General features: G+C 70.4%; 18 protein-coding genes. 11 read left to right on the forward strand and 7 right to left on the reverse strand.

The window, feature by feature from the left end:
* Positions 1-102: 102 nt before the first annotated feature.
* From ABZV40_RS28715 to ABZV40_RS28740, 6 genes are read left to right on the forward strand one after another with little or no spacing between them, the layout of a single operon-like run.
* The gene (locus tag ABZV40_RS28715; protein ID WP_355448076.1) at positions 103-1,053 is read left to right on the forward strand and encodes an ABC transporter permease; all 951 of its coding nucleotides are present in this window, start codon (positions 103-105) and stop codon (positions 1,051-1,053) included.
* On the forward strand, positions 1,050-2,111 hold the full coding sequence (gene rhaS, locus ABZV40_RS28720; RefSeq protein WP_355448079.1) for a rhamnose ABC transporter substrate-binding protein: 1,062 nt from the start codon (positions 1,050-1,052) through the stop codon (positions 2,109-2,111). The genes ABZV40_RS28715 and rhaS overlap by 4 nt, the downstream gene beginning before the upstream one ends.
* A 1-nt stretch (position 2,112) precedes the next feature.
* Positions 2,113-2,424 (forward strand): L-rhamnose mutarotase, encoded by a 312-nt coding sequence (locus ABZV40_RS28725; RefSeq protein WP_355448082.1) that lies wholly within the window; start codon positions 2,113-2,115, stop codon positions 2,422-2,424.
* Positions 2,425-2,453: 29 nt separating this feature from the next.
* Positions 2,454-3,608, forward strand: a complete 1,155-nt coding sequence (rhaI, locus tag ABZV40_RS28730; RefSeq protein WP_355448084.1) for an L-rhamnose isomerase — start codon at positions 2,454-2,456, stop codon at positions 3,606-3,608.
* Complete coding sequence (locus ABZV40_RS28735) at positions 3,608-5,632, forward strand: bifunctional aldolase/short-chain dehydrogenase (RefSeq protein ID WP_355448087.1); 2,025 nt, start codon at positions 3,608-3,610, stop codon at positions 5,630-5,632. Before rhaI ends, ABZV40_RS28735 begins: the two co-directional genes overlap by 1 nt.
* Positions 5,629-6,957 carry a rhamnulokinase family protein gene (locus ABZV40_RS28740; protein WP_355448089.1) on the forward strand — a complete coding sequence of 443 codons (1,329 nt, stop codon included), beginning with the start codon at positions 5,629-5,631 and terminating at the stop codon, positions 6,955-6,957. Before ABZV40_RS28735 ends, ABZV40_RS28740 begins: the two co-directional genes overlap by 4 nt.
* Here ABZV40_RS28740 and ABZV40_RS28745 read toward each other — a convergent pair.
* The 3 genes from ABZV40_RS28745 to ABZV40_RS28755 all read right to left on the reverse strand — a co-directional run bounded on the left by ABZV40_RS28745 (position 6,926) and on the right by ABZV40_RS28755 (position 11,670).
* Positions 6,926-7,510 carry a transglycosylase family protein gene (locus ABZV40_RS28745; RefSeq protein WP_355448092.1) on the reverse strand — a complete coding sequence of 195 codons (585 nt, stop codon included), beginning with the start codon at positions 7,508-7,510 and terminating at the stop codon, positions 6,926-6,928. The genes ABZV40_RS28740 and ABZV40_RS28745 overlap by 32 nt on opposite strands.
* 245 nt (positions 7,511-7,755) lie before the next feature.
* A complete protein-coding gene (locus ABZV40_RS28750) occupies positions 7,756-10,863 on the reverse strand; it encodes a family 78 glycoside hydrolase catalytic domain (RefSeq protein ID WP_355448095.1) in 3,108 nt (1,035 codons plus the stop codon).
* A gap of 135 nt (positions 10,864-10,998) precedes the next feature.
* Positions 10,999-11,670, reverse strand: coding sequence for a DUF1345 domain-containing protein (locus ABZV40_RS28755; RefSeq protein ID WP_355448098.1), 672 nt, complete (start codon positions 11,668-11,670; stop codon positions 10,999-11,001).
* 412 nt (positions 11,671-12,082) lie between these two features.
* Between ABZV40_RS28755 and ABZV40_RS28760 the strand changes: the two genes are divergently transcribed.
* Entirely contained in the window at positions 12,083-13,213 is a 1,131-nt protein-coding gene (locus ABZV40_RS28760; RefSeq protein ID WP_355448291.1) for a YncE family protein, read from the forward strand.
* Here ABZV40_RS28760 and ABZV40_RS28765 read toward each other — a convergent pair whose 3' ends face one another.
* The 3 genes from ABZV40_RS28765 to ABZV40_RS28775 all read right to left on the reverse strand — a co-directional run bounded on the left by ABZV40_RS28765 (position 13,214) and on the right by ABZV40_RS28775 (position 16,181).
* On the reverse strand, positions 13,214-13,936 hold the full coding sequence (locus tag ABZV40_RS28765) for an aspartate/glutamate racemase family protein (protein WP_355448100.1): 723 nt from the start codon (positions 13,934-13,936) through the stop codon (positions 13,214-13,216).
* Positions 13,933-15,378, reverse strand: a complete 1,446-nt coding sequence (locus ABZV40_RS28770) for an NCS1 family nucleobase:cation symporter-1 (protein ID WP_355448103.1) — start codon at positions 15,376-15,378, stop codon at positions 13,933-13,935. The genes ABZV40_RS28765 and ABZV40_RS28770 overlap by 4 nt, the downstream gene beginning before the upstream one ends.
* Before the next feature lie 89 nt (positions 15,379-15,467).
* On the reverse strand, positions 15,468-16,181 hold the full coding sequence (locus tag ABZV40_RS28775) for a GntR family transcriptional regulator (RefSeq protein ID WP_355448106.1): 714 nt from the start codon (positions 16,179-16,181) through the stop codon (positions 15,468-15,470).
* Positions 16,182-16,420: 239 nt separating this feature from the next.
* Here ABZV40_RS28775 and ABZV40_RS28780 point away from each other — a divergent pair, with 239 nt between their 5' ends.
* From ABZV40_RS28780 to ABZV40_RS28795, 4 genes are all read left to right on the forward strand, one after another.
* Positions 16,421-16,807, forward strand: a complete 387-nt coding sequence (locus ABZV40_RS28780) for a hypothetical protein (protein ID WP_355448109.1) — start codon at positions 16,421-16,423, stop codon at positions 16,805-16,807.
* 53 nt (positions 16,808-16,860) lie between these two features.
* Positions 16,861-19,545: a BTAD domain-containing putative transcriptional regulator gene (locus ABZV40_RS28785; RefSeq protein ID WP_355448112.1), complete on the forward strand. Its 2,685-nt coding sequence runs from the start codon at positions 16,861-16,863 to the stop codon at positions 19,543-19,545.
* A gap of 96 nt (positions 19,546-19,641) precedes the next feature.
* A complete protein-coding gene (locus ABZV40_RS28790) occupies positions 19,642-20,682 on the forward strand; it encodes an iron ABC transporter permease (RefSeq protein WP_355448294.1) in 1,041 nt (346 codons plus the stop codon).
* Entirely contained in the window at positions 20,679-21,728 is a 1,050-nt protein-coding gene (locus ABZV40_RS28795; RefSeq protein ID WP_355448115.1) for an iron chelate uptake ABC transporter family permease subunit, read from the forward strand. Before ABZV40_RS28790 ends, ABZV40_RS28795 begins: the two co-directional genes overlap by 4 nt.
* A gap of 7 nt (positions 21,729-21,735) precedes the next feature.
* Here ABZV40_RS28795 and ABZV40_RS28800 read toward each other — a convergent pair whose 3' ends face one another.
* Positions 21,736-22,578, reverse strand: coding sequence for an endo alpha-1,4 polygalactosaminidase (locus ABZV40_RS28800; protein ID WP_355448118.1), 843 nt, complete (start codon positions 22,576-22,578; stop codon positions 21,736-21,738).
* Positions 22,579-22,622: the final 44 nt, after the last annotated feature.

The raw sequence follows: 22,622 nt of genomic DNA on the forward strand, positions 1-22,622 counted from the left end.
TCCTTCCGAGCCACCTCACGGCAACAAGCCATCAGCCACACCCCATCGCACTGGGCATCCGGAGCACTCACCCCGAACAACCTCAACCTTAGGGAACCAGCCATGCGTAGCCTTCTGCGGTGGGAGACCGCGCTGGTGCTCCTGCTGATCGTCGTGGCGCTGACCGGCCAGATCAGCACGAACGGCTCGTTCCTCGACGGCGGCAACCTCTTCTACCTCGGCCTCGACATCGGTGAGATCGCGCTGATCGCCCTCCCGCTCACGCTGGTGATCGTCGCGGGCGAGATCGACCTGTCCGTCGCGTCGGTGCTCGGGCTGTCCAGCGCGCTGGTCGGCTGGCTGTGGAACGAGGGCTGGCCGCTCGAGACGATCCTGCCCGTGGTGATCGCCATCGGCGCGGTCTGCGGCGCGGTCAACGGGCTGCTCGTCACCCGGCTCGGCCTGCCCAGCCTCGCGGTCACCATCGGCACGCTCGCGCTCTACCGCGGCCTCGCGCTGGTGGTGCTGGGCGACACGGCGGTCGCGGACTTCCCGGCGAGCTACACGTCGTTCGGCACGACACCGGTGCCCGGCACGAACGTCCCGTACCCCATCGCGCTCGCCGCGGTCCTGGCGGTCCTGTTCGGGATCGCGCTGCACGCCAGCTCGTTCGGCCGGTCCGTCTACGCGATCGGCGCCAACGAGGAGGGCGCGCGGTTCTCCGGCATCCGGGTCAAGCGGATCAAGCTGGTCCTCTTCGTGCTCGCCGGGGCGGTGGCCGCGGTCGCCGGCATCGTCTACACGTTCCGCTTCTCCAGCGCCCGCGCGGACAACGGCGTCGGGCTGGAGCTGGCCGTGGTCGCCGCCGTGCTGCTCGGCGGCGTGTCCATCTTCGGCGGCAGGGGATCGCTCTTCGGCGTGCTCGCGGGCGTGCTGCTGCTGGGCGGTCTGCGCAACCTGCTGATCCTGCGGGACACCTCCACCGAGGTCCTCACCATCGTCACCGGGCTCCTGCTGCTGGTGAGCGTGCTCGCCCCCTCGATCACCCGATCGCTCCGAAAGGCAACGACATGAACACACGTCTCGTGCTCGCCCTGGTGGTGTCCGGGGCCGTCGCGCTCACCGCCTGTGGCGGCACCACGAAGGACAGTTCGAGCCAGCAGACCGGTGGCGCCACCAACGCCGCCAAGGCCGACCCGAACGCGCCGCTCAAGGAGGGCCTGAAGATCACGTTCCTGCCCAAGCAGGTCAACAACCCGTACTTCACCGTGGCGCAGAAGGGCGCCGAGCAGGCGGGCACGGCGCTCAAGGCCGAGGTCAAGGCCACCGGCCCGTCCGACGCCGCGGCCAGCTCGCAGGTCACCTACATCAACACCGCCGCGCAGCAGAAGCAGAACGCGCTGGTGATCTCCGCGAACGACGCCAACGCCGTCGCGCCCGCGCTCAAGTCCGCGCGCTCGCAGGGGGTGAAGGTCGTGACCTTCGACTCCGACGCCGCACCGGACGCCAGGGACGTGTTCATCAACCAGGCCCGCTCGAACGACATCGCCGCCGGCCAGGTGAAGCTGATCTCCGACGCGGTCGGCGGCAGCGGTGAGATCGCGATCCTGTCCGCGACCCCGAACGCCACCAACCAGAACGCGTGGATCGAGGTCATGAAGACCGAGCTCGCGAAGCCCGAGTACTCAGGCCTCAAGCTCGTGGAGACCGCGTACGGCAACGACGACGACCAGACGTCGTTCCAGAAGACCCAGGGTCTGCTGCAGGCGCACCCGAACCTCAAGGGCATCATCTCGCCGACCACCGTCGGTGTCGCGGCCGCCGCCCGCTACCTCAGCTCCAGCGAGTACAAGGGCAAGGTGCAACTCACCGGTCTCGGCACGCCGAACCAGATGCGCAAGTTCGTCCAGGACGGCACCGTGAAGTCGTTCGCGCTGTGGGACCCGAGCAAGCTCGGCTACCTCGCCGCGTACGCCGCGGCGGCGCTGGCGTCCGGGCAGATCACCGGTGCCGAGGGCGAGAAGTTCAAGGCCGGTGACCTCGGCGACTACACGATCGGCGCCAAGGGCGAGGTCGTGCTCGGCCCGCCGCAGGTGTTCGACTCCGGCAACATCGACAAGTTCGACTTCTGACATGCGGGTCTGCTTCACCCTGCGGGTCCGCGCCGACCGGATCGACGAGTACAAGGCGCGGCACCGTGAAGTGTGGCCCGAGATGCGGGCCGCCCTCAGCGAGGCGGGATGGCGCAACTACTCCCTCTTCCTCGCCGGGGACGGCCTGCTGATCGGCTACCTCGAATGCGACGACTTCGACGCGGCGCTCGCCGAGATGGCCCGCACCGAGGTGAACGCCCGCTGGCAGGCCGAGATGGCGGAGTTCTTCGTCGGTGACGGCAACGCCGACGAACGGATGCGGCCGCTCGACGAGGTCTTCCACCTTGCCTGATTTTTGGGACTGAGCTCATGGAGAAACTGATGAGCGTGAAGGACGCGTTGCGGGAGCAGCGGATCGAGACGCCGTCGTGGGCGTACGGCAACTCCGGCACCCGGTTCAAGGTGTTCGCGCAGCAGGGGGTTCCGCGCACGCCGTACGAGAAGATCGACGACGCGGCGGTGGTGCACCGGCTCACCGGCGTCGCGCCGACGGTCGCGTTGCACATCCCGTGGGACAAGGTCGACGACTACGGCAAGCTCGCGTCCTACGCCCGGGATCGCGGCATCGCGTTGGGGGCCATCAACTCCAACGTCTTCCAGGACGACGACTACAAGCTCGGCAGCGTCTGCCACCCCGATCCGGCGGTGCGGCGCAAGGCGATCGGGCACCTGCTGGAGTGCGTCGACATCATGGACGCCACGGGCTCGCGCGATCTCAAGCTGTGGTTCGCCGACGGCCTCAACTACCCCGGCCAGGACAACATCCGCGCGCGCCAGGACCGGCTCGCCGAGGCTCTTCGGGAGACGTACGAGCGGCTCGGCGCCGATCAGCGGATGTTGCTGGAGTACAAGCTCTTCGAGCCCGCGTTCTACACGACCGACGTGCCGGACTGGGGCACGGCGTACGCGCACTGCCTGCAGCTGGGTGACAAGGCGCGGGTCGTGATCGACACCGGGCACCACGCGCCGGGCACGAACATCGAGTTCATCGTGTCGTTCCTGTTGCGGGCGGGCAAGCTCGGCGCGTTCGACTTCAACTCGCGCTTCTACGCCGACGACGACCTGATGGTGGGCGCGGCCGACCCGTTCCAGCTGTTCCGGATCATGCACGAGATCGTGCTGGCCGACGCGCTGAAGCCGGCCGCGGGCATCGCGTTCATGCTCGACCAGTGCCACAACCTGGAGCCGAAGATCCCGGCGATCATCCGCTCGGTGCTCAACGTCCAGGAGGCCACGGCGAAGGCCCTGCTGGTCGACCACGAGGCACTCGCTCAAGCGCAACAGGCCGGTGACGTGCTCGGCGCGAACGCCGCGCTGATGGACGCCTACAACACCGACGTCCGCCCGTTGCTGCGGGAGCTCCGCGAGGAGATGGGTCTCGACCCCGACCCGATGGCCGCGTACCGGCGGTCCGGGTACGCCGAGCAGATCGTCCGTGAACGAGTCGGCGGCGAGGCCGCCGGGTGGGGTGCGTGATGAACCAGGTCGAAGCGCTGCTGGGGCGGAGCAACCGGCTCGGTGCCGATCCGCGCAACACCAACTACGCGGGCGGCAACACCTCGGCCAAGGGCTCGGAGACCGACCCGGTGACCGGGCAGCCGGTGGAACTGCTGTGGGTCAAGGGATCCGGTGGCGACCTCGGGACGCTCACCGAGTCCGGGCTCGCCGTGCTGCGGCTGGACCGGTTGCGCGCGTTGACGTCCGTCTACCCCTGTGTCGAACGGGAGGACGAGATGGTCGCCGCGTTCGACTTCTGCCTGCACGGCAAGGGAGGCGCCGCGCCGTCGATCGACACGGCCATGCACGGCCTGGTGGACGCGGCCCACGTCGACCACCTGCACCCGGACGCGGGCATCGCGTTCGCCACGGCGGCCGACGGCGAGGCGCTGGTCAAGGCGTGCTTCGGCGACCGAGTGGTGTGGGTGCCGTGGCGGCGGCCCGGTTTCCGGCTGGGACTGGACATCGCGGCGGTCAAGCGCGAGAACCCGCAGGCCATCGGCGTGATCCTGGGCGGGCACGGCATCACCGCGTGGGGTGCGACGAGCGAGGAGTGCGAGGCCAACTCGCTCGACATCATCACCACCGCTCAGCGCTACCTCGACGAACACGGCCGCCCCGAACCGTTCGGCCCGATCGTCCACGAACCTCTCGCCCTCGACGAGCGCCTGCGAAGGGCCGCTGAGCTGGCGCCGGTGGTCCGCGGGTTCGCGTCGACGGACTCGCCGCAGGTCGGGCACTTCACCGACACCGACGTCGTGCTGGACTTCCTCGCCCGCGAACGGCATCCCGAACTGGCCGCGCTCGGCACCTCGTGCCCCGACCACTTCCTGCGCACCAAGGTCCGGCCGCTGGTGGTCGACCTGCCGCCGACCGCGCCGCTGGACGACGTCGTGACGCGGCTGAAGCAGCTGCACGAGGCTTATCGCGAGGACTACAAGGCCTACTACGACCGGCACGCCGAGCCGGACAGCCCGCCGATGCGCGGCGCGGACCCGGCGATCGTGCTCGTGCCGGGCGTCGGCATGTTCAGCTTCGGCAGGAACAAGCAGACCGCGCGGGTGGCCGGCGAGTTCTACGTCAACGCCATCAACGTGATGCGCGGCGCCGAGTCGGTCTCCCGGTACGCGCCGATCGAGGAACGCGAGAAGTTCCGCATCGAGTACTGGGCGCTCGAAGAGGCCAAGCTGCAACGCATGCCGAAGCCCAAGCCGCTCGCCACCCGCGTCGCGCTCGTCACCGGCGGTGGTTCGGGCATCGGCCGGGCGATCGCGCGACGGCTGGCCGCCGAGGGCGCGTGCGTGGTGGTCGCCGACCGCAACGGTGACGCCGCGCGGGAGGTCGCCGAAGGCATCGGCTCGTCGGACGTGGCGGTCGCGGTGACCGCCGACGTCACCGACAGCGCGGGCATCGCGCGGGCGTTCCGGGAAGCGGTGCTGGCGTTCGGCGGCGTGGACCTGGTGGTCAACAACGCCGGCCTGTCGATCTCCAAGCCGCTGGAGGAGACGACCGAGGCGGACTGGGACCTCCAGCACGACGTGATGGCCAAGGGGTCGTTCCTGGTGTCGCAGCAGGCGGCGAAAGTCCTGCGCGCCCAAGGGATGGGCGGCGACATCATCTACATCTCCAGCAAGAACGCGGTCTTCGCCGGTCCCAACAACGTCGCCTACGGTGCCGCCAAAGCGGATCAGGCGCACCAGGTCCGGTTGCTGGCGGCGGAGCTGGGCGGGGACGGCATCCGGGTCAACGGCGTCAACCCGGACGGCGTGGTCCGCGGTTCCGGCATCTTCGCGGGCGGCTGGGGTGCCCAGCGCGCGGCCGTCTACGGCGTGCCCGAGGAGAAGCTCGGCGAGTTCTACGCCCAGCGCACCCTGCTGGGGCGCGAGGTGTTGCCCGAGCACGTGGCCGCGGCGGTGGTCGCGCTGACCGCGGGCGACCTGTCGCTCACCACGGGCCTGCACGTGCCGGTCGACGCCGGTGTAGCAGCGGCTTTCCTGCGATGACCGCGGTCGCGGCGGTCGACCTCGGCGCGTCCAGCGGCCGCGTGGTGCGCGGTGTCGTCGCCGAGGACGGCGTGCGGATCGAGGAGGTGCACCGGTTCCCCAACGGACCGGTGCACCTGGGCGACCGGCTGCACTGGGACGTGCCCGGCCTGCACCGCGAGATGCTCACGGGGCTGCACCGGGCGGGCGAGGTCGACAGCGTCGGCATCGACAGCTGGGCGGTCGACTACGGCCTGCTCGACGCGGACGGCGAGCTGCTCGGCAACCCGGTGCACCACCGCGACTCCCGCACCGAGGGCATCACGCCACCGGACGGGCTGTACGCGATCAACGGGCTGCAGTTCCAGCCGTTCAACACGATGTTCCAGCTGATGGCGGAACCACTGCTGCCCCGGGCGTCGCAGCTCCTGCTGATCCCCGACCTGCTCTCGTACTGGCTGACCGGGCAGCGCGGCGCCGAGTACACCAACGCCACCACGACCGGGCTGATCGACGTGCGGACAGGACGGTGGTCGCCCGAGCTGACCCGCGACCTCCCTCCCGGCCTGCTGCCGGAGCTGCGGTACCCCGGCGACCCCGCCGGAACGTGGAACGGCGTCCCGGTGACCGCGGTCGGCTCGCACGACACCGCGTCCGCCGTCGTCGCCGTGCCCGCCGAGAACGAACGGTTCGCCTACATCTCGTGCGGCACGTGGTCGCTGGTGGGCGTCGAGCTGGAATCACCGGTGCTCACCGCGGAAAGCCAGGCCGCCAACTTCACCAACGAAGGCGGCGTCGACGGCACGATCCGCTACCTGCGCAACGTCATGGGCCTCTGGCTGCTGCAGGAATGCCTGCGCTGCTGGAACGCCGACCTCGCACCGTTGTTGCGGGCAGCCGGAGATGCGGCAGGCTCGGTGTTCGACCCCAACGACCCGGTGTTCCTCCCGCCCGGCGACATGCCCGCACGGATCGCGCAGTGGTGCGGGAAGCAGATGTCACGCGCCGAGATCGTGCGGTCCGTCATGGACAGCCTTGCGCTGGCCCACCGTGACGCGATCAGTGACGCGCAACGGTTGTCCGGCAAGGAGGTCGACGTCGTGCACATCGTCGGCGGCGGCTCGCGCAACGAGCTGTTGTGCCAGCTCACCGCCGACGCGTGCGGGCTGCCCGTGGTGGCCGGACCGGCCGAAGCCACCGCGCTGGGCAACGTCCTGGTGCAGGCACGTGCCGTGGGCGCGGCCCACGGCACGCTCGCCGACCTCAGGGGGTTGGTGCGCCACTCGCAACCGCTGCGGCGCTACCTCCCCCGGATCACCTCGTCACGATCCGGTCGCCGGTCCTGATGAGGTCGGGGTTGGTCAGGTACTGGGCGTTCTTCTCGACCAGCGCCCGCCATCCCCCTTCGACGTGCAGCTCCTCGGCGATGCCGCTGAGCGTGTCCCCCGGCTTGATCGTGTAGTCGCCGGCCGGGTTGCTCGTGGACGCCGCAGCCACCGGGACGTCGGGCACGGCACGCCGGGTGACGGGGGTGCTCCGCACCGGGCGGACAGGTTCTCCCGCGCCACCGGTGGCCCTCCGCCCGCACGCACCCCAGGCTCCGATGCCCTGGCTGCGCAGGACGTTCTCGGCAACCCGGATCTGCTCCTCGCGCGAGGCCCGGTGCGCGCTGCCGGTGCCACCGTTCGCCTGCCAGGTCGACTGGGTGAACTGGAGTCCGCCGTAGTAGCCGTTGCCGGTGTTGGCCGACCAGTTGTTGCCGCTCTCGCACCGCGCGACCCGGTCCCAGTCGACCGACGGCGCGGCAGCGGCGATCGCGCCGCCCGCCGCGATGAAGGCCGTCGCGGAGAAGGCGACGAGCACGGCACGAGCGGTGGTGTTGCCACGGAGATGACGCATGGTCCTTTTCGCACCCCGCCTCGCTCTCACCGGTGAACGGCGCCTGTCCGGCGGGGTCTTGGTCCGTGACCTGGTTCAGGGCCGCCCGCTGGACAGGTGAGCGCACGGCCGGCCCTGGTTCTGCCTGCGGCCTGACGACCGCAGGCAGGACCGTAGGAACCGCCCGCCGGATCCGCACGCCCGGACGCGGGCAAGATCACCCGATAGGTGACGATCACGGATTTCGAGTTTCGATCTCGCCGTTCTCAGGAAACCGGTACGGCGGCACTGCTTCCCCCGGTGAACCTCCACCTCCCGTGGGGCACGTGCACCACCGCGACACCACGCGCTTGCGGCACGTGCACCTCGGCGGTGGAGCCCACCGGCACCTCGACGGTCAGCCGCAGCACACCGTCCACTTCGGTCCAGGCCACGCCGATCCGCCCGCGCACGCTGTCGAACTCCAGCTGTGCCCAGGACACGCCGGTGGTGGCGTTCGGCCGGACCTGGAACGTCCGGTAGCCCTCGTCACCGGGGCGCAGTCCGGCGACGTGCTCGTACAGCCACTGCGCGACCGTGCCCTTGAAGTAGTGGTTGCGGGACCGGGTGCCGGCGTCCCACATCTCCCACATGGTGTCGGCGCCGTTCGCGAACCAGTAGCCCCAGCTGGGGTACGACCGTTCGACCGCCATGGCGTGCGCGACGTCCGCGTGCCCGTTGTCGCTCAACACCTTCAGCAGCACGCTCGCGCCGAGGCAGCCGACGTTCACGTGGTTGCCGTTGGCCTTCACCTCGGCCGCGAGCCGGTCCGCGACCGCCTGCACCGACCCGGCGGGCACCATGCCGAACGCCAGCGGGACCGCGTTGGACGTCTGCCGGTAGTCCGGGTCCCTGGCCGTGCGGTAGTGGTCGCCGTCGAGGAACGTGCGGTTGAACGCGGACAACAGGTTCGCGGCGACCTCGCGGTAGCGCGGTACCGGGGTGCCGATCGCGTCACCGAGCTCCGCGGTGTGCAGCAGCGCCCGGTACAGGTACGCCGTCGCGGTGAGCCGGGTGTCCTCCGGCGGCAGGCCGCCGGTGCCGGGTGCCAGGTAGTCGCCGAGTGCGGTGACCGCGAGGCCGTCGCGCAGCCTGCCGATCTCCCAGTCCAGGTACCGGGTGAGGACCGGCCAGTGCTGGGCGGGCAACCGGTCGTCGCCGTAGGTCCGGTACATCTCGCGCAGCACGAACGGGTACACCGTCGTCCACTCCGGTGCCGGGGCGAGCTCCCGGTAGCCCCAGCCGCCGCTGGGCACGATCACCGGCAGCTGCCCTGCCGGGTCCTGGCTGTCGGCGAGGTCGCCGAGCCACTTGGTGAAGAACTTCGCCATGCCGAACTCGGCGAGCATCGACGGCGTGCCGACCTGTGCGTCGCCCGTCCAGCCGTTCTTCTCGTACGTCGGGGTGTCGGTCGGGATGCCGTGCAGGTTGTTCGTGACGGTCCGGCGCATCGCCGCGTCGTACTGCTCGAACAACGGCTCGGAGCACCGGAACGTGCTGGCGCGCCGCACATCCGTGTGCACGACCCGGCCGAGCAGCTTCGGTGCCGCCGGCAGCCCGGTCACCTCGACGTACCGGAAGCCCTTGTAGGAGAACTTCGGCTCCCAGGTTTCCTGTTGACCGGCGCAGACGTACTCGTCGAGCTGGATCCGGTTGCCGGTCACGTGGCCGTTCTCCACGTGCACCGTGCCGTCGGCGTTCAGCGTCTCGCCGTGCTTGAGCCGGACGACCGTGCCCGCCGGCGCGGTCACGGTGAGCTGCGTCCAGCCCGACATCGTGCGGCCCATGTCCGCCACGAACACGCCCGGTTTCGGTGAGCTGACCACCGGGGTGACCGTCTCGACCACGCGGATCGGTTCGTGCTCCTGGGCTTTCAGCGCGCCCTTCGGCGCGGGCCTGACCGGCGAGGACTGCCACTTCGAGTCGTCGAAGCCGGGTTTGGTCCAGTCACGGGGAGCGAGCCGGGCGTCGCAGGTCTCGCCGGTGTAGAGGGAGTTCGAGATCGTGGGGCCGTCGGTCAGGCGCCACGATCCGTCGGACGCGATCGTCGTACGGGTGCCGTCCGGGTGGTCGATCTCCAGCTGTGCCAGCAGTTTCGGCTCGTCGTGCCACGGCGGTTGCTCCCACCGCCACACGTTCGGCGTCTTCATGCCGTAGAAGCCGCGGCCCAGCGTCACCCCGATCGCGTTGCGGCCGCCGCGAACCAGCTCGGTGACGTCGTGCGTCGCGTACAGGACGGTGTTGTCGTAGTCGGTGAAACCCGGATCGAGCACCCGGTCGCCGACGCGGCGGCCGTTGATCTCGGTCTCGTGGTAGGCCAGCCCGCTGATGTACAGCCGGGCCCGCCGCACCGGCTTGCCGACGGTGAACTCCTTGCGCAGCAACGGTGCCGGTTGTTCCTTCACGGTGACGTTCGCGCCCCACGGCCCCTGCCCGTACGGGTCGTACACGGTCGCCGGGAGCCACGCCGAGTCGTCGAAACCCGGGGTCTGCCAGCCGGGTTGCTCGGTGTCGGCGACCTTCCAGCCGGGACCGGTGACCAGCTCGCGCTGCCCGTCGGGCAGGTCGACGAGCAACCGCAGCAGGAGTCCGGCCGGACCGGGTGAGCGGTTCGTCGCCCGCGCGGCCAGCACGATCCGCCTGCCCGCCAACCGCGTCACGTCGGCACGTTGACCGACCTTCCAGACGTCCGTCTCCTCCGGCACGTGGAGAACCTCGGAACCGTTGACGTACAACGTGAAGTCGTCGTCCGCAGTCGCGACGAGCCGTGCCCTCACCGCGTCCGCCGGCAGGTCGAGGGCCGCCCGGAACCACCGGCTCTCCGGTGGCGTGGTGGCCGACCAGATCCACGAGGCGCCGGTGAAGCCGATCGAGGTGTCCGGGGCACCGATCCACCGCGCCTGCCACGCCGTGCCGAGCAACGCCGTCTCCCACCAGCTGTTCGCGCTCCACGCCGACACCCGGTTCGCGCCGTCCCACACCCGCACCCGCCAGTGGTACCGCGTGCGCGGCCGCAACTCCTTGCCGCCGAACACAATCCCGGTGGTGCGGTCGGAGGTGACCCGGCCGGAGCGCCACACGTCGGCACGGCCGGGAGCGGTGCCGACCTCGACCTCGTAGGCGCTCTGCCGGGCGCCGGTGCCGCTCGCCGCGAGCACCCAGCTCAGCCGCGGCACCGCGACATCGGTGCCCAGCAACGTTTCCGCGTACTCGACCGCGGTGCGCTCGACCCGCATCCCACCCGCCCTGCCCGGTTCGGCCCGTGCCACCCCGACCGGCAGCGCGGTCGTGGACAACCCGACCGCCGAGGTCCTCAGGAACTCCCGTCTGCGCACGTCGCCTCCACCTTCATCGCTGGATGAAACGTTTCAATCGCGGCCGCGAGAGCCAGCCTGTTCGGTGCGTGAGAGCATGTCAAGGCACGTGTCTGAAACCGGACACGGCTTGTGAATCGTTTAAATTGCCGACGGTCAGGCGCTGCTGATGCTCGCGACGAGGTTGATCGTCGTGGCGAGCACGCCGGTGCCGAACAGGTACGACAACAACGAGTGGCGCAACACCGTGCGGCGGATGTCCCTGGCGGACAACGACGTGTCGGACACCTGGAACGTCATGCCGATGCTGAAGGCGACGTAGGCGAAGTCGCCGTAGTCGGGCGGCTGCTTCTGGTTGAAGTCGATGCCACCGTCGTCGTCGACGTAGTACAGCCGGGCGTAGCGCAAGGCGAAGATCGTGTGCACCATCGTCCACGACAGCACCACCGACAGCACCCCCAGCCCGACCCGCAGCAGTTCCGACGTGCCGGTGGTGTGCGCGGCACGGGCGAGCACGAACCCCACGGACACCAGGCTGGCGATCGCCGCGCACAGCAGCACCAGTTCGCCGCCGGTGCGCGTCGGGTCGTTGCGGACGGCGTGCTGGGCGGTCTCCTCGGCGTTCATCGGCCAGATCAGCAACCACACCCACGTCAGGTAGACCAGCGTCGCCACGTCCCACCCGACGAGCGGCCCGAACTCCAGGTATCCGGCGAAGGACACGGCGGCTCCGGCGACGACCCCGGCGGCGAGCACCGTCGCGACCTTGGTCCTGGTCAGGACGAACCCGTCGTCGGGCAACGGGCGGGCAGGAAGATCGTCCGGCATGACGCACAAAGATACGCGCCCGACATCTGGCCCCGCTCAGGTGAACCGCGGACTACGTGACCATGTCCGGCCCATTGCGAAACCCTCGATCTTGTGGCGGGCGTCACGCGAGCCTACTATCCAGTAGGTAGGAGCCGGACCCGGCCAAGTCCATCGCTCCTTCTTTGGGACGTGCCCGTGCGGAGACCCTGCGAACGTCGCCCGGACGTGGCGTGCTCCCACGTCCGCGCCTGTCGCAGGGCGCCTACCTCACCCCGGAGAAGCACCGATGAAAGCCATGTCCGACCCTGCCCGGAAAGCTCCCGCCGGGAGCGCTCTCACCCGGCGCCTGACGGCCGCTGCGGCGGCCGCGACCGTCCTCGCCGCCTGCGTCACCGCCTCCGCCGACGCCGCGACCCAGCTGCGCGAGGTGATGTTCGTCGGCAACAACTGGGACGGCACCGCCGACGTCGTCAAGTCGACCGGCGACTTCGCGAAGATCGGCCGCCTCAACGTCATCCCCGACAAGAACCAGCGGCTGACCGAGATCTACCTCAACCCCGTCAAGCTGGCGTTCTTCCTCGGCATCCGGTCCGGCCCCGGCGAGGGGCACGACCAGTTCGTCGACGACATGTACACCACCCCCGACGGCTCGGCCGTGGTCGTCTCCCGGCCCAGCTTCGCCGACGTCGTCTCCCTCGACCTCGCCACCGGGCAGATCAAGTGGCGGTTCCCGGTGTCGGGCTTCCGCTCCGACCACATGGCCGTCTCCCCGGACGGCGGCAAGATCGCGGTCTCGGCGTCGACCTCCAACACCGTGCACGTGCTGGACATCAACACCGGCCGGCAGCTCGGCTCGTTCAAGACCGGCGACAAGCCGCACGAGAACATCTTCACCAACGGCGGCAGGTACATCTGGAACATGTCGATCGGCGAGGTGAACAACAACTTCGACGCCCCCGACCAGGACTGGCTCAAGGGCGACCGGCACATCACGATCGTCGACGCCGCCACCTACCAGGTCGTCAGGACCATCGACATGCGCAGCCGGCTGAACGCCTTCGGCCGCGGCGACCTGTCCAACGCCGTGCGGCCCGCGGTGTTCTCCCCCGACTTCTCGAAGCTGTACTTCCAGGTGTCGTTCTTCAACGGCTTCCTCGAGTACGACGTCGCCACCGACCAGATCACGCAGGTGAAGACGCTGCCGAAGAACCCGGACACGAGCGACGACCGCACCACGTTCGTCAACGACTCGCGCCACCACGGCCTGTCCATGAACCCGGACGGCAGCAAGCTGTGCGTCGCCGGGACCATGGACGACTACGCCACCGTGGTCGACCGCGCCACGCTGCAGCAGGGCCCGCTCGTCAAGGCCTCCAAGCCCTACTGGGCCACCATCAGCGGTGACGGCCGCCAGTGCGTCATCTCCGAGAGCGGCGCCGACCAGATCACCGCGATCGACTTCGGCACCGGCCAGAAGACCGTCTCCGTGCCGGTCGGCGACCACCCGCAGCGCGTGCGCATCGGGCACGTCGCCGCCGACTGGACCGGCCCCACCGGCTGATCACGACCCGAAGTCGCGCAACAGCCCCGTGTACCGCTTCGGCGGCGGGACGGCGAACTCGTCCCGCTTGCCGGTGCGCAGCCCCATCTCCACCAGCGCCTGCACCGCGAGGACGCCCGCCTGGACGCCGTCGACCACGGGCACGCCGATCGCCTCCGCGATCGGCGCCGCCCAGTCCGTCATGCCCGCACAGCCCAGCACCACCGCGTCCGCGCCGTCAGCCTCGACGGCGCGGGCGCAGGCCGCCGTGACCACGTCCAGCGCGGCGCGGTCCAGCTCCAGCACCGGGATGTCGCAGGCGTGCACACCCCGGCACAGCCCGCGCATCCCGTACCGCTCGGCGAGGTCCCACGCCCGGCCGCGGGTGCGGGACAACGTCGTCACCACCGTGAAGCCCCGCCCCAGATAGGCAGCCGTGCGCATGGCGGCCTCGGCGATGCCGACGACGGGTCCGCGAGCCAGTTCCCGCGCGGCGTCGAGCCCGGGGTCGCCGAAGCACGCCACGACGTAACCGTCCACACCGGACTGTTCACCGGCGGCGACCTCGGCCAGCAACCCCGGCACGCTCAGCGCCTCGTCGTAGTGGCTCTCGATCGACGCGGGCCCCATCGCCGGCCTGACCGCCACCACGGTCGTGCCCGGCGCGGCGACGGCCTTCGCCGACCGCTCCACCAGCGCGGTCATCTCCGCGCTGGTGTTGGGGTTCACCACCTTGACGATCATCGACCCCGCCGGGACAGCAGCGTGTGCACCACGAGGCCGACGGCCATGCCGACGAACCAGCTGTACTGCGCGGCGGGGGCGAGCGCGGACACCAGGACCGGGAGCACCGCGATGACGGCACCGACCGCCGTGGCGGCGATCGCCTTCGGGTTGTAGCCGTTGCGGTAGTGGTAACGCCCGTCCGGCGACAGCGTGAACAGGTCGTCCACCACCACCTTCTGCTTGCGCACCAGGTAGTAGTCCGCGATCAGCACGCCGAACAGCGGACCGATGAACGCGCCGAGCACCTCCAGCGTGTAGTGGATGACCTCCGGGCTGTTGTAGAGGTTCCACGGCGTGATGAGCACCGAGCCGACGGCGGCGATCATGCCGCCCGCGCGCCAGCTGATGCGCTGCGGGCTGACGTTGGAGAAGTCGAACGCGGGCGAGATGAAGTTCGCGACGATGTTGATGCCGATCGTCGCGACGCTGAACGTCAACGCGCCCAGCACGATCGCCGTCGTGCTGTCGACGCGGGCGACCGTCTCGACCGGGTCGGTGATGAGCTCGCCGAACACCGGCAGGGTCAGCGACGTGGTCACGACCACCAGCACCGAGAACACCAGGAAGTTCACCGGCAGGCCGAGCAGGTTGCCGCGCTTGACCGCGGCGAACGAGCGGCCGTAGCGGGAGAAGTCGCCGAAGTTCAGCATCGGGCCGGAGAAGTACGACACCACCAGTGCGATCGCGCCCAGCATCACCGGGATCGACGCCAGACCGGTGTGGCGGACCTCGCCCAGGTTCAGGTCGATCGCACCCCAGCCGGCCCGGTAGATCAGGTAGCCGGTGAGCAGGAACATCACCACGTACACGGCGGGGCCGCAGAAGTCGATGAACCGGCGGATCGTCTCCATGCCGGTCCAGAACACCGCCGCCTGCACGAACCACAGCAGCGCGAACGAGCCCCAGCCGAGCAGCGGCAACCCGAGGAACCCGTGCTGCTGCACGTCCGCGTACGGCATCAGCGCCGGGAAGAGCTTGAGCAGCACCACGTTCAGCGCCGCGGACGCGAGGTAGGTCTGGATGCCGTACCACGCCACCGCGATGAGGCCGCGGATGATCGCCGGGACGTTCGCGCCCAGCACACCGAACGACGCCCGGCAGATCACCGGGTACGGCACACCGGTGACCTGGCTCGGTTTGGCCACCAGGTTGCAGAAGACGTTCACGATCCCGATGCCGATGAGCAGCGCGAGCAGCACCTGCCAGCTGGACAGGCCCAGCATGAACAGGCTGCCCGCGGTGACGTAGCCACCGACACTGTGCACATCGGACATCCAGAACGCGAAGATGTTGTAGGAGCCCCAGGTCTGCTTCTCCAGGGGCGCCAGGTCGGTGTTCGTCAGACGCGGGTCGTACTGCGGGGTGGCGGCGGTCGCCGGGCGGGAGACTGTATCCGTCATCACCAACTCCTCGTGCCCTCGGATGTGGTGCGAGCAGCCTGGTCCCGCCGTGTTACGCCCCCATGACGCGAACCGTATATTTTCCCGGGTCAGTCGGAGTCGACGAACAGCCCGGTGTGCCGGGGCAGCGCGGCCAGGGACGCCCGCAGCCTGCCGTGGTGCGCCCGTGCCGCCGCGACGAGCGCGTCCACGTCCCGCGCGAGGAACGCCGTGAGCATCTCCCCGTGGTCCTGGTGCAGCACGACTTTCGCGCCGTCGGGCACGTGGGCCATGGGCTGCACCGGTTCCGTGGTGTTCCACGCCGACTCCAGCATGGCCAGCAGCCGGTGCATCCCGCACGGGCGGACCAGCGCCAGGTGGAACCGCCTGCTGTCGCGGTGGTAGCCGCGCACGTCCTGCGCCGCGATCGCCCGGCCGAGCGCCTCGTGCGTGGCGGTCGCCTCCACGTCGTCCTGCTCGGTGGCCGCCGCGACCGCGGCCGTCAGCGCCGCCACCTCCAGCACCTCCCGCACCACGTACAACTCGTGCAGCTCACGGGTCGTGAGCCGGGCGACGTGGTAGCCGAGGTTGGGCCGGTGCTCGACGAGACCTTCGCCGATCAGGGTCTTGAGCGCCTCGCGCACGGGGATGCGGCTCACCCCGAACACCTGCGCGACCTCGTCGAGCGGGATCGGCGTGCCGGGCGGCACGCCGCCGTCGAGCAGGCACCGGCGCAGCTCGTCGAGGATCGCGCCCTGGGACCCGCCCGGCTGGTCGCTCACCAGCCGGGCGATCAACGCAGAACGCTTGCGCGGGCCCGCCACGCCCGCAGCCTATGTCACCCGGACGACCTGTGTGGACGCGTGCCCGCGGCCTGCCCACTGAGCGCCTCGCCAGAGGTCTTGCCCGCCACCCCGCCTGCCGGGCGACTACATGGATGAAGGGCTCCTTCATCCACACCAGGTGGAGGAAGGCGCCCTTCATCCACCTCACCAGACCGCGAGTTGCGAACACGAATTCTGGCTACCTGCTTAGATTGCACCGACGAAACGAGGTGGGCTCGATGAAGCTGGGCGATGTCACGCGGACCGCACTGGCGTGCGTGCGGATCTTCAACGGCGCGCTGGGGTTGTTCGCGGCCGGGAGGATGGCGAAGAGCCTCGGCGACGAGCTGGGTGACGACCGCCGGTTCGTCTACCCGGCGCGCATGTTCGGCATCCGCACGCTCGTTCTCGGGGTGGACCTGCTGACGCTCAAGGCCGACGACCCGTCGGCACAGCGGGTGCTGCGACAGGCCGTGCTCATCCACGGCACGGACACGGCCGCCGCGCTCTACGCGGCCCGGCGCCGCGAGCTCCCCGCCAAGGCCGCGAAGCTGACCGTGCTGATCTCCGCGGTCAACACCGGGCTCGCGGTCATTTCGCTCATCACGGCGGAAAAGGGTCGCTGACCGCGTTCCGCACGACCTCTGACCAGGCTCGTTGTAGCGCGACAGGAGGTTCGGTGGGGTTGACGGTCGAGATCGACCTGCTCGGAGAGGTGAGCGCGCGGGTCGACGGCCACACCGTCGACCTGGGGCCCGCGCGTCAGCGGTGTGTGCTCGCGGCGCTGGCGGTCGACGTCAACAAGGTCGTGCCGGTCTCGCAGCTGATCGAACGCGTCTGGGGTGACGAGCCGCCGCCACGCGCACGGGCGACGCTGCACAGCTACCTCTCCCGGCTGCGTCAGGCCGGGATCGAGCTGGCCACCCGGCCCACCGGGTACGTGCTGGTCGCCGACGAGTCCAGTGTGGACCTCCTGCGGTTCCGCGAGCTCCGCCGGCGCGCGGGCACCCTCGGTGAGGCCGTCGCGTTGTGGCGGGGCGAACCGCTGACCGGCATCGGCGGCGACTGGGCCGCGCGCACGCGCGACCAGCTCGACGGGGAACGCGACGCCGCCGAGCTCGACCTCGTCGACGCGCGGCTCGCGCTGGGCCAGGGCCGCGAGCTGCTCGCGACGACCGCCGAGCTCGCCGCGTCCCGGCCGTTCGACGAACGCGTGGCGGCGCAGCACCTGCAGGCGCTGGCGCAGGCGGGCCGCATTTCCGAGGCGCTCGAACAGTTCCTGGCCGTCCGCGCCCGTCTGGTGGAGGAGCTCGGCACCGAGCCGGGCCCGGAACTGAAGCGGCTGCACGAAAAACTGCTTCTCGGCGACCAGCAGCCACCCGTGGTGGTCCCGCGTCAGCTGCCGTCGGCGCCCGCGCAGTTCGTCGGCAGGCAGGAGGACCTGGCCGAGCTGGACGAGGCCGTGCGCACGGGCGTGGCGGCGATCGCGGGCGCGGGCGGCATGGGCAAGACGTGGCTCGCGCTGCACTGGGCGCACCGCAACCTGCACCGGTTCCCGGACGGTCAGCTGTTCGTCGACCTGCGCGGGTTCAGCCCCGACGAGACGCCGATGGAGCCGGACGTCGCGATCCGCGGGTTCCTGCACGCGCTCGGCCTCGACGCGAGCGCCGTGCCGCACGCCGCGCAGGCCAGGGCCGCGTCGTTCCGCGGCCTGATCGCGAAACGACGGATGCTCGTGGTGATCGACAACGCCGTCGACGCCGCCCAGGTCGCCCCGCTGCTGCCCGGTGGCGACACCTGCCGCGTGCTCGTGACCAGCCGCAACCGGCTGACCGGCCGCGCCACCCCGCTCGGGCTCGACGTGCTCGCCGACTCGGACGCGAGCTCGTTGCTGGCCACCAGGATCGGCGCGGCCAGGCTGACCGCCGAACCTCTCGCGGCCGCGCGGCTGATCGACCTGTGCGGCGGGCTGCCGCTCGCGTTGAGCATCGTCGGCGCCCGCGTCCTCACCGAGCCGGACCTCTCGCTCGCCGCGATCGCCCGCCAGCTGGAACAGCTCGGGCTCGGCGCGCTCGACGCCGATCCCAGCGTCAGCGTGCCGGTCGTGCTCTCCTGGTCGTACCGGGCGCTGACCGACCGGCAGAAGGAGATGTTCGCCCTGCTCGGCATCGCGCCGGGCGAGGACATCGGGCTGCCCGCGGCCGCCGCGCTGGCCGGAGTGTCCATTGAGGACGCGCGCACGACGCTGCGGTCGTTGGAACAAGCGTCCCTGATCTCGATCGGTGACGGTTACCGGGCAAGGATGCACGACCTCGTGCGGGCCTACGCGGCCGAACAGGCGCGGCACATCGGCAGTGCCGAGGCGTTGCGCAGGCTCGTCGACCACTACGTGCACACGGCCCACGCCAACGACCGGCTGGTCGACCCGCACCGCCCGTTGATCGCGCTCAGCCCCGCCGACGTCCTCGTCACCCCGGCCGCGGACAAGGCGGGTGCGCTGGCGTGGTTCGACGCCGAACGCGGCACCCGCCGGGCCGTCCAGCAGGCCGCGGCCCAGCGCGGCTGGAAGGACCGCGTGGTGCTGCTGGCCCGGATCTCGCACGCGTACAACCAGCACCGAGGTCATCTCGACGACGAGCTGGCGTTGTGGGGCACGGCCATCCACGCCGCCGACGACCCCGAGGAACGAGGGATCGCGCACCGGATCATGGGCACCAGCCTCGGCCAGGTGCAGCGCTACGACGAGGCGCAGCACCATCTCGACCGGGCGCTCGCACTGGCCGAGCAAGCCGGCGAGCCACTCCCCCTCGCCGACGCGCACGGCGCGTTGACCTGGTTGTGGGGCATGCGGGAGGAGTACCAGCTGGCCTTCGACCACGCCCGGGCCGCGCTGGAGCACTACCAGCAGACCGGAAACCAAGTGCTCATCGCGTTGGCGCACAACAACTTCGGCTGCTGTGCGGCGGAGGTCGGCGACACCGCCCGGGGCCGCGAGCACGCCGAGAAGGCCCGCGGGCTGCTGCGCGAGCTCGGCGACCGGCAGGGCGAGGCCCACGCCGTCGACACGCTCGCCCGCATCGCCCACCAGGTCGGCAACCACACCGAGGCCGTCGCGCTCTACGAGTGCGCGGCCGAGCTCTACCGCGCCGAGAACGACGACTACACCACCGCCAACGTGCTCATCGGCCTCGGTCACCCGCTCCTCGCGCTCGAACGGCGCGAGGAGGCGGAGGAGGTCTGGCAGCAGGCGCTGCGGATGCTGGAGCAGCAGGGGCGCGACGACGAGGCCGACCGCGTGCGCAAACAGCTCGCCGCCTGCACGCTCGAGGTCGATGAAGGGCGCCTTCATCCACCTGAGGTGTAGGAAGGCGCCCTTCATCGAGCACCCCTGCACACCGCACAGGGGTACGAGTTAGGTAAGGATGCCCTAGGTCGGCTGCTAACGTAGCTCGTCGTGAGCATGGTGGTGGAGCAACGCGGGCTGGCCGCAGCGAGTCCGCGACGGCTGCGCGGCCTCGCGGTTCTGGTGGTGCTGCTCGCCGTCACGGCGGTGTTGTCGCTGGTGGTGGGCGCCCGGTCGCTGAGCCCGGCCGAGGTGTGGCAGGGCCTGTTCGGCGACCCCGGCACCGACCAGCGGCTCACGGAGATCACGCTCATCGTGCAGACCCTGCGCGTGCCCCGGACCGTGCTCGCGATCGTGGCTGGTCTCGCGCTCGGGGTCGCGGGCGCGCTGATCCAGGGCCACACCCGCAACCCCATCGCGGACACCGGCCTGCTCGGCGTCAACTCCGGGGCGTCGTTCGCCGTGGTGCTCGCCGTCTCGGTGTTCGGGCTGCAGAACCCGGTCCAGTACCTGTGGTTCGCGTTCGCCGGGGCCGCGGGTGCCGGGGTGCTCGTGTTCGGCCTGTCGAGCCTCGGGCGCGGGGCGGGCAACCCGCTCACGCTCGCCCTGGCCGGTCAGGGCGTCACGGTGTCCCTGGCCGCGATGACCACCGCGGTCGCGTTGTCCGACAAGCAGTCCCTGGACGTGCTGCGGTTCTGGAACGCGGGCTCGGTGCAGGGTGCCGGGTGGAACGTCATCGGGGTGACCGCGGTGTTCGTAGCCGCCGGGCTCGTCGTCGCGCTGGTCAACCTGCCCGCGATCAACCTGCTCAACCTCGGCGACGACGTGGCGCGCGGGCTCGGCGTGAACATCGCGGCCGGACGGACCATCGGCGTCGTGGCGGTCACGTTGCTGGCGGGTGCGGCCACGGCGGCGTGCGGGCCGATTGCGTTCCTCGGGCTGATGGTCGCGCACATCGCGCGGTGGATCACCGGCCCGGACTACCGGTTCCTGGTGCCGTACGCCGGGTTGCTCGGCGCGCTCGTGCTGCTCGCCGGTGACATCGCCGGACGGCTCGTCGTCCGCCCGGCCGAGCTGGCGGCGGGCATCGTCATCGCCCTCATCGGCGCACCGTTCTTCGCGGCGCTGGTCTGGCTCGGGAAGTTCAGGCAGGCATGACCACACAAATGCACCCCGGTGTCCGCGTGGGCGGCTGGTCCTGGGTCTGGCGGCCGTGGCTCGTGCTGGTCACGCTGGTGCTGGCCGCGCTGACGTTCCTCGTCTTCTGCGTGTCGATCTCGGTCGGCGACTTCACGATCGAGCTGCCCGCGGTGATCCGGACGATCTTCGGCCAGGGCGAGCGCGTCGACGAGTTCGTGATCATGGACCTGCGGATGCCGCGCGCGCTCGTCGGCGTGATCGTGGGCGCGGCGCTCGGCATCTCCGGCGCCCTGACCCAGTCGATCGCCCGCAACCCGCTCGCGAGCCCCGACGTCCTGGGCATCACCGGTGGTGCCAGCGCCACCGCGGTCTTCCTCGTGACGGCCACCGGCGGCGCGGCGGTCACCACAGCTGTCGGCCTGCCCGCGGCGGCGCTGACGGGCGGTCTGCTGACCGGTCTGCTCGTCTACTTCCTGGCGTGGCGGCGGGGCATCGACGGGTTCCGGCTGATCCTCATCGGTGTCTCGGTGAGCGCCGTCATGCAGGCGCTCACCACCTGGCTGCTGGTGCTGGCCGACATCCGCGACGTCGCCCGCGCGCAGTCGTGGCTGGTCGGGTCGCTCGGGTCGCGGTCGTGGACCGAGGTGTGGACGACGCTGTGGGTCACGGTCGCGCTGGTCCTGGTCGTGCTGGCGATCTCCTTCCAGTTCCGGCCGATGCACTTCGGCGACGACGTCGCCGCCGGACTCGGTGTCCGCTACTCGGCCGTGCGAGCAGTACTGCTGCTGTGCGCGGTACTGCTCGCCGGCGTCGCGGTCTCGGCGGCAGGCCCCGTGCCGTTCGTCGCCCTGGTCGCGCCGCAGATCACCATGCGGCTGCTGCGCACGCCCGTCCCGCCGTTGATCGCCTCCGGACTGTTCGGCGCGTTGCTGCTCATCGGCTCGGACCTCATCGCACGAACCGTGCTGCCCAACGACCTGCCCGTCGGCATCGTCACGGCGATCATCGGCGGGCCGTTCCTCGTCTACCTGCTGGTGCGGGCGAACCTGAAGCGAGCGGCCTGACCGGCTCTCAGCAGTGGTCGAACGCGTAGTCGCTCTGGCCGGGCGCGACGAGGAAGCGGTCGCGCAACGTCGTGGTGGCCGGGGTCTTGGGGTCGCCGCACACGTCCTTGAACGTGCCGCGGAGGTTGTCGGTGTACTCGATGTCCATCACCTGCTTGCCGTACACGGCGGAGTAGGACGAGCACTCCTTCCAGCGGTGGCATTCCTCTGAGACCGCGAAGTCGAAACCGACCTCGGAACGGGCGCGCGAAGCCTGCTCGGAGGAGTTCTTCTGGCCGATCGCGAGGTTGCGGTTGTGCGTGCGGTCGGCGAGCAGCTTCGCGTAGGCGAGGTTGTTGCTCACGCTCAACCGGCCGCCGGAGCGCGAGTAGGAGTCCAGGTTGTCGACCTCGACGGCTTTGAAGCCCTTGGTCGCGCACTGGTCGATGGTGGCGCCCGTGATCGAGGCGAGCTCGGTGCGCTTGGCCGCCGTCGAGGTGTCCAGCAGGAACTCGTCCGGCCAGTCCGGGTCGACCACGGGCTTGCCGGACGAGTCCTTGAGCAGCAGGTGGTTGCGCTGGTTCAGCCAGGTGTCGCGCTCCGCCGGCTGCGTCTGGAACCCGTTGACGTAGCAGATGTTGTAGATGCCGGGCGCGGGGGACGCCGTGCTGTCGCGAGTCACCAGGTTCACGCCCTTGGGCGGCGTGTACGCGGCACCGAGCTGGTAGTCGAGGACCGCGCCGACGGGCGGCAGCTGGACCGCGGCGGCCGAGACGTCGACCGCCTGGCTCTCCGGGGTCAGCGGTCCCGCGGCGCAGGCGGCGAGTGCGGCGAGCGCGGCGGCGATGAGGGCGCGGGCAGGGGAGGTCATAGGGCGCCAAGCTCCTTGAACGCTCAGAAGTGGTGATCGAGTGA

It is taken from the genome of Lentzea sp. NPDC004782 (assembly GCF_040609115.1).
In the GTDB taxonomy this organism is placed as follows: domain Bacteria; phylum Actinomycetota; class Actinomycetes; order Mycobacteriales; family Pseudonocardiaceae; genus Lentzea.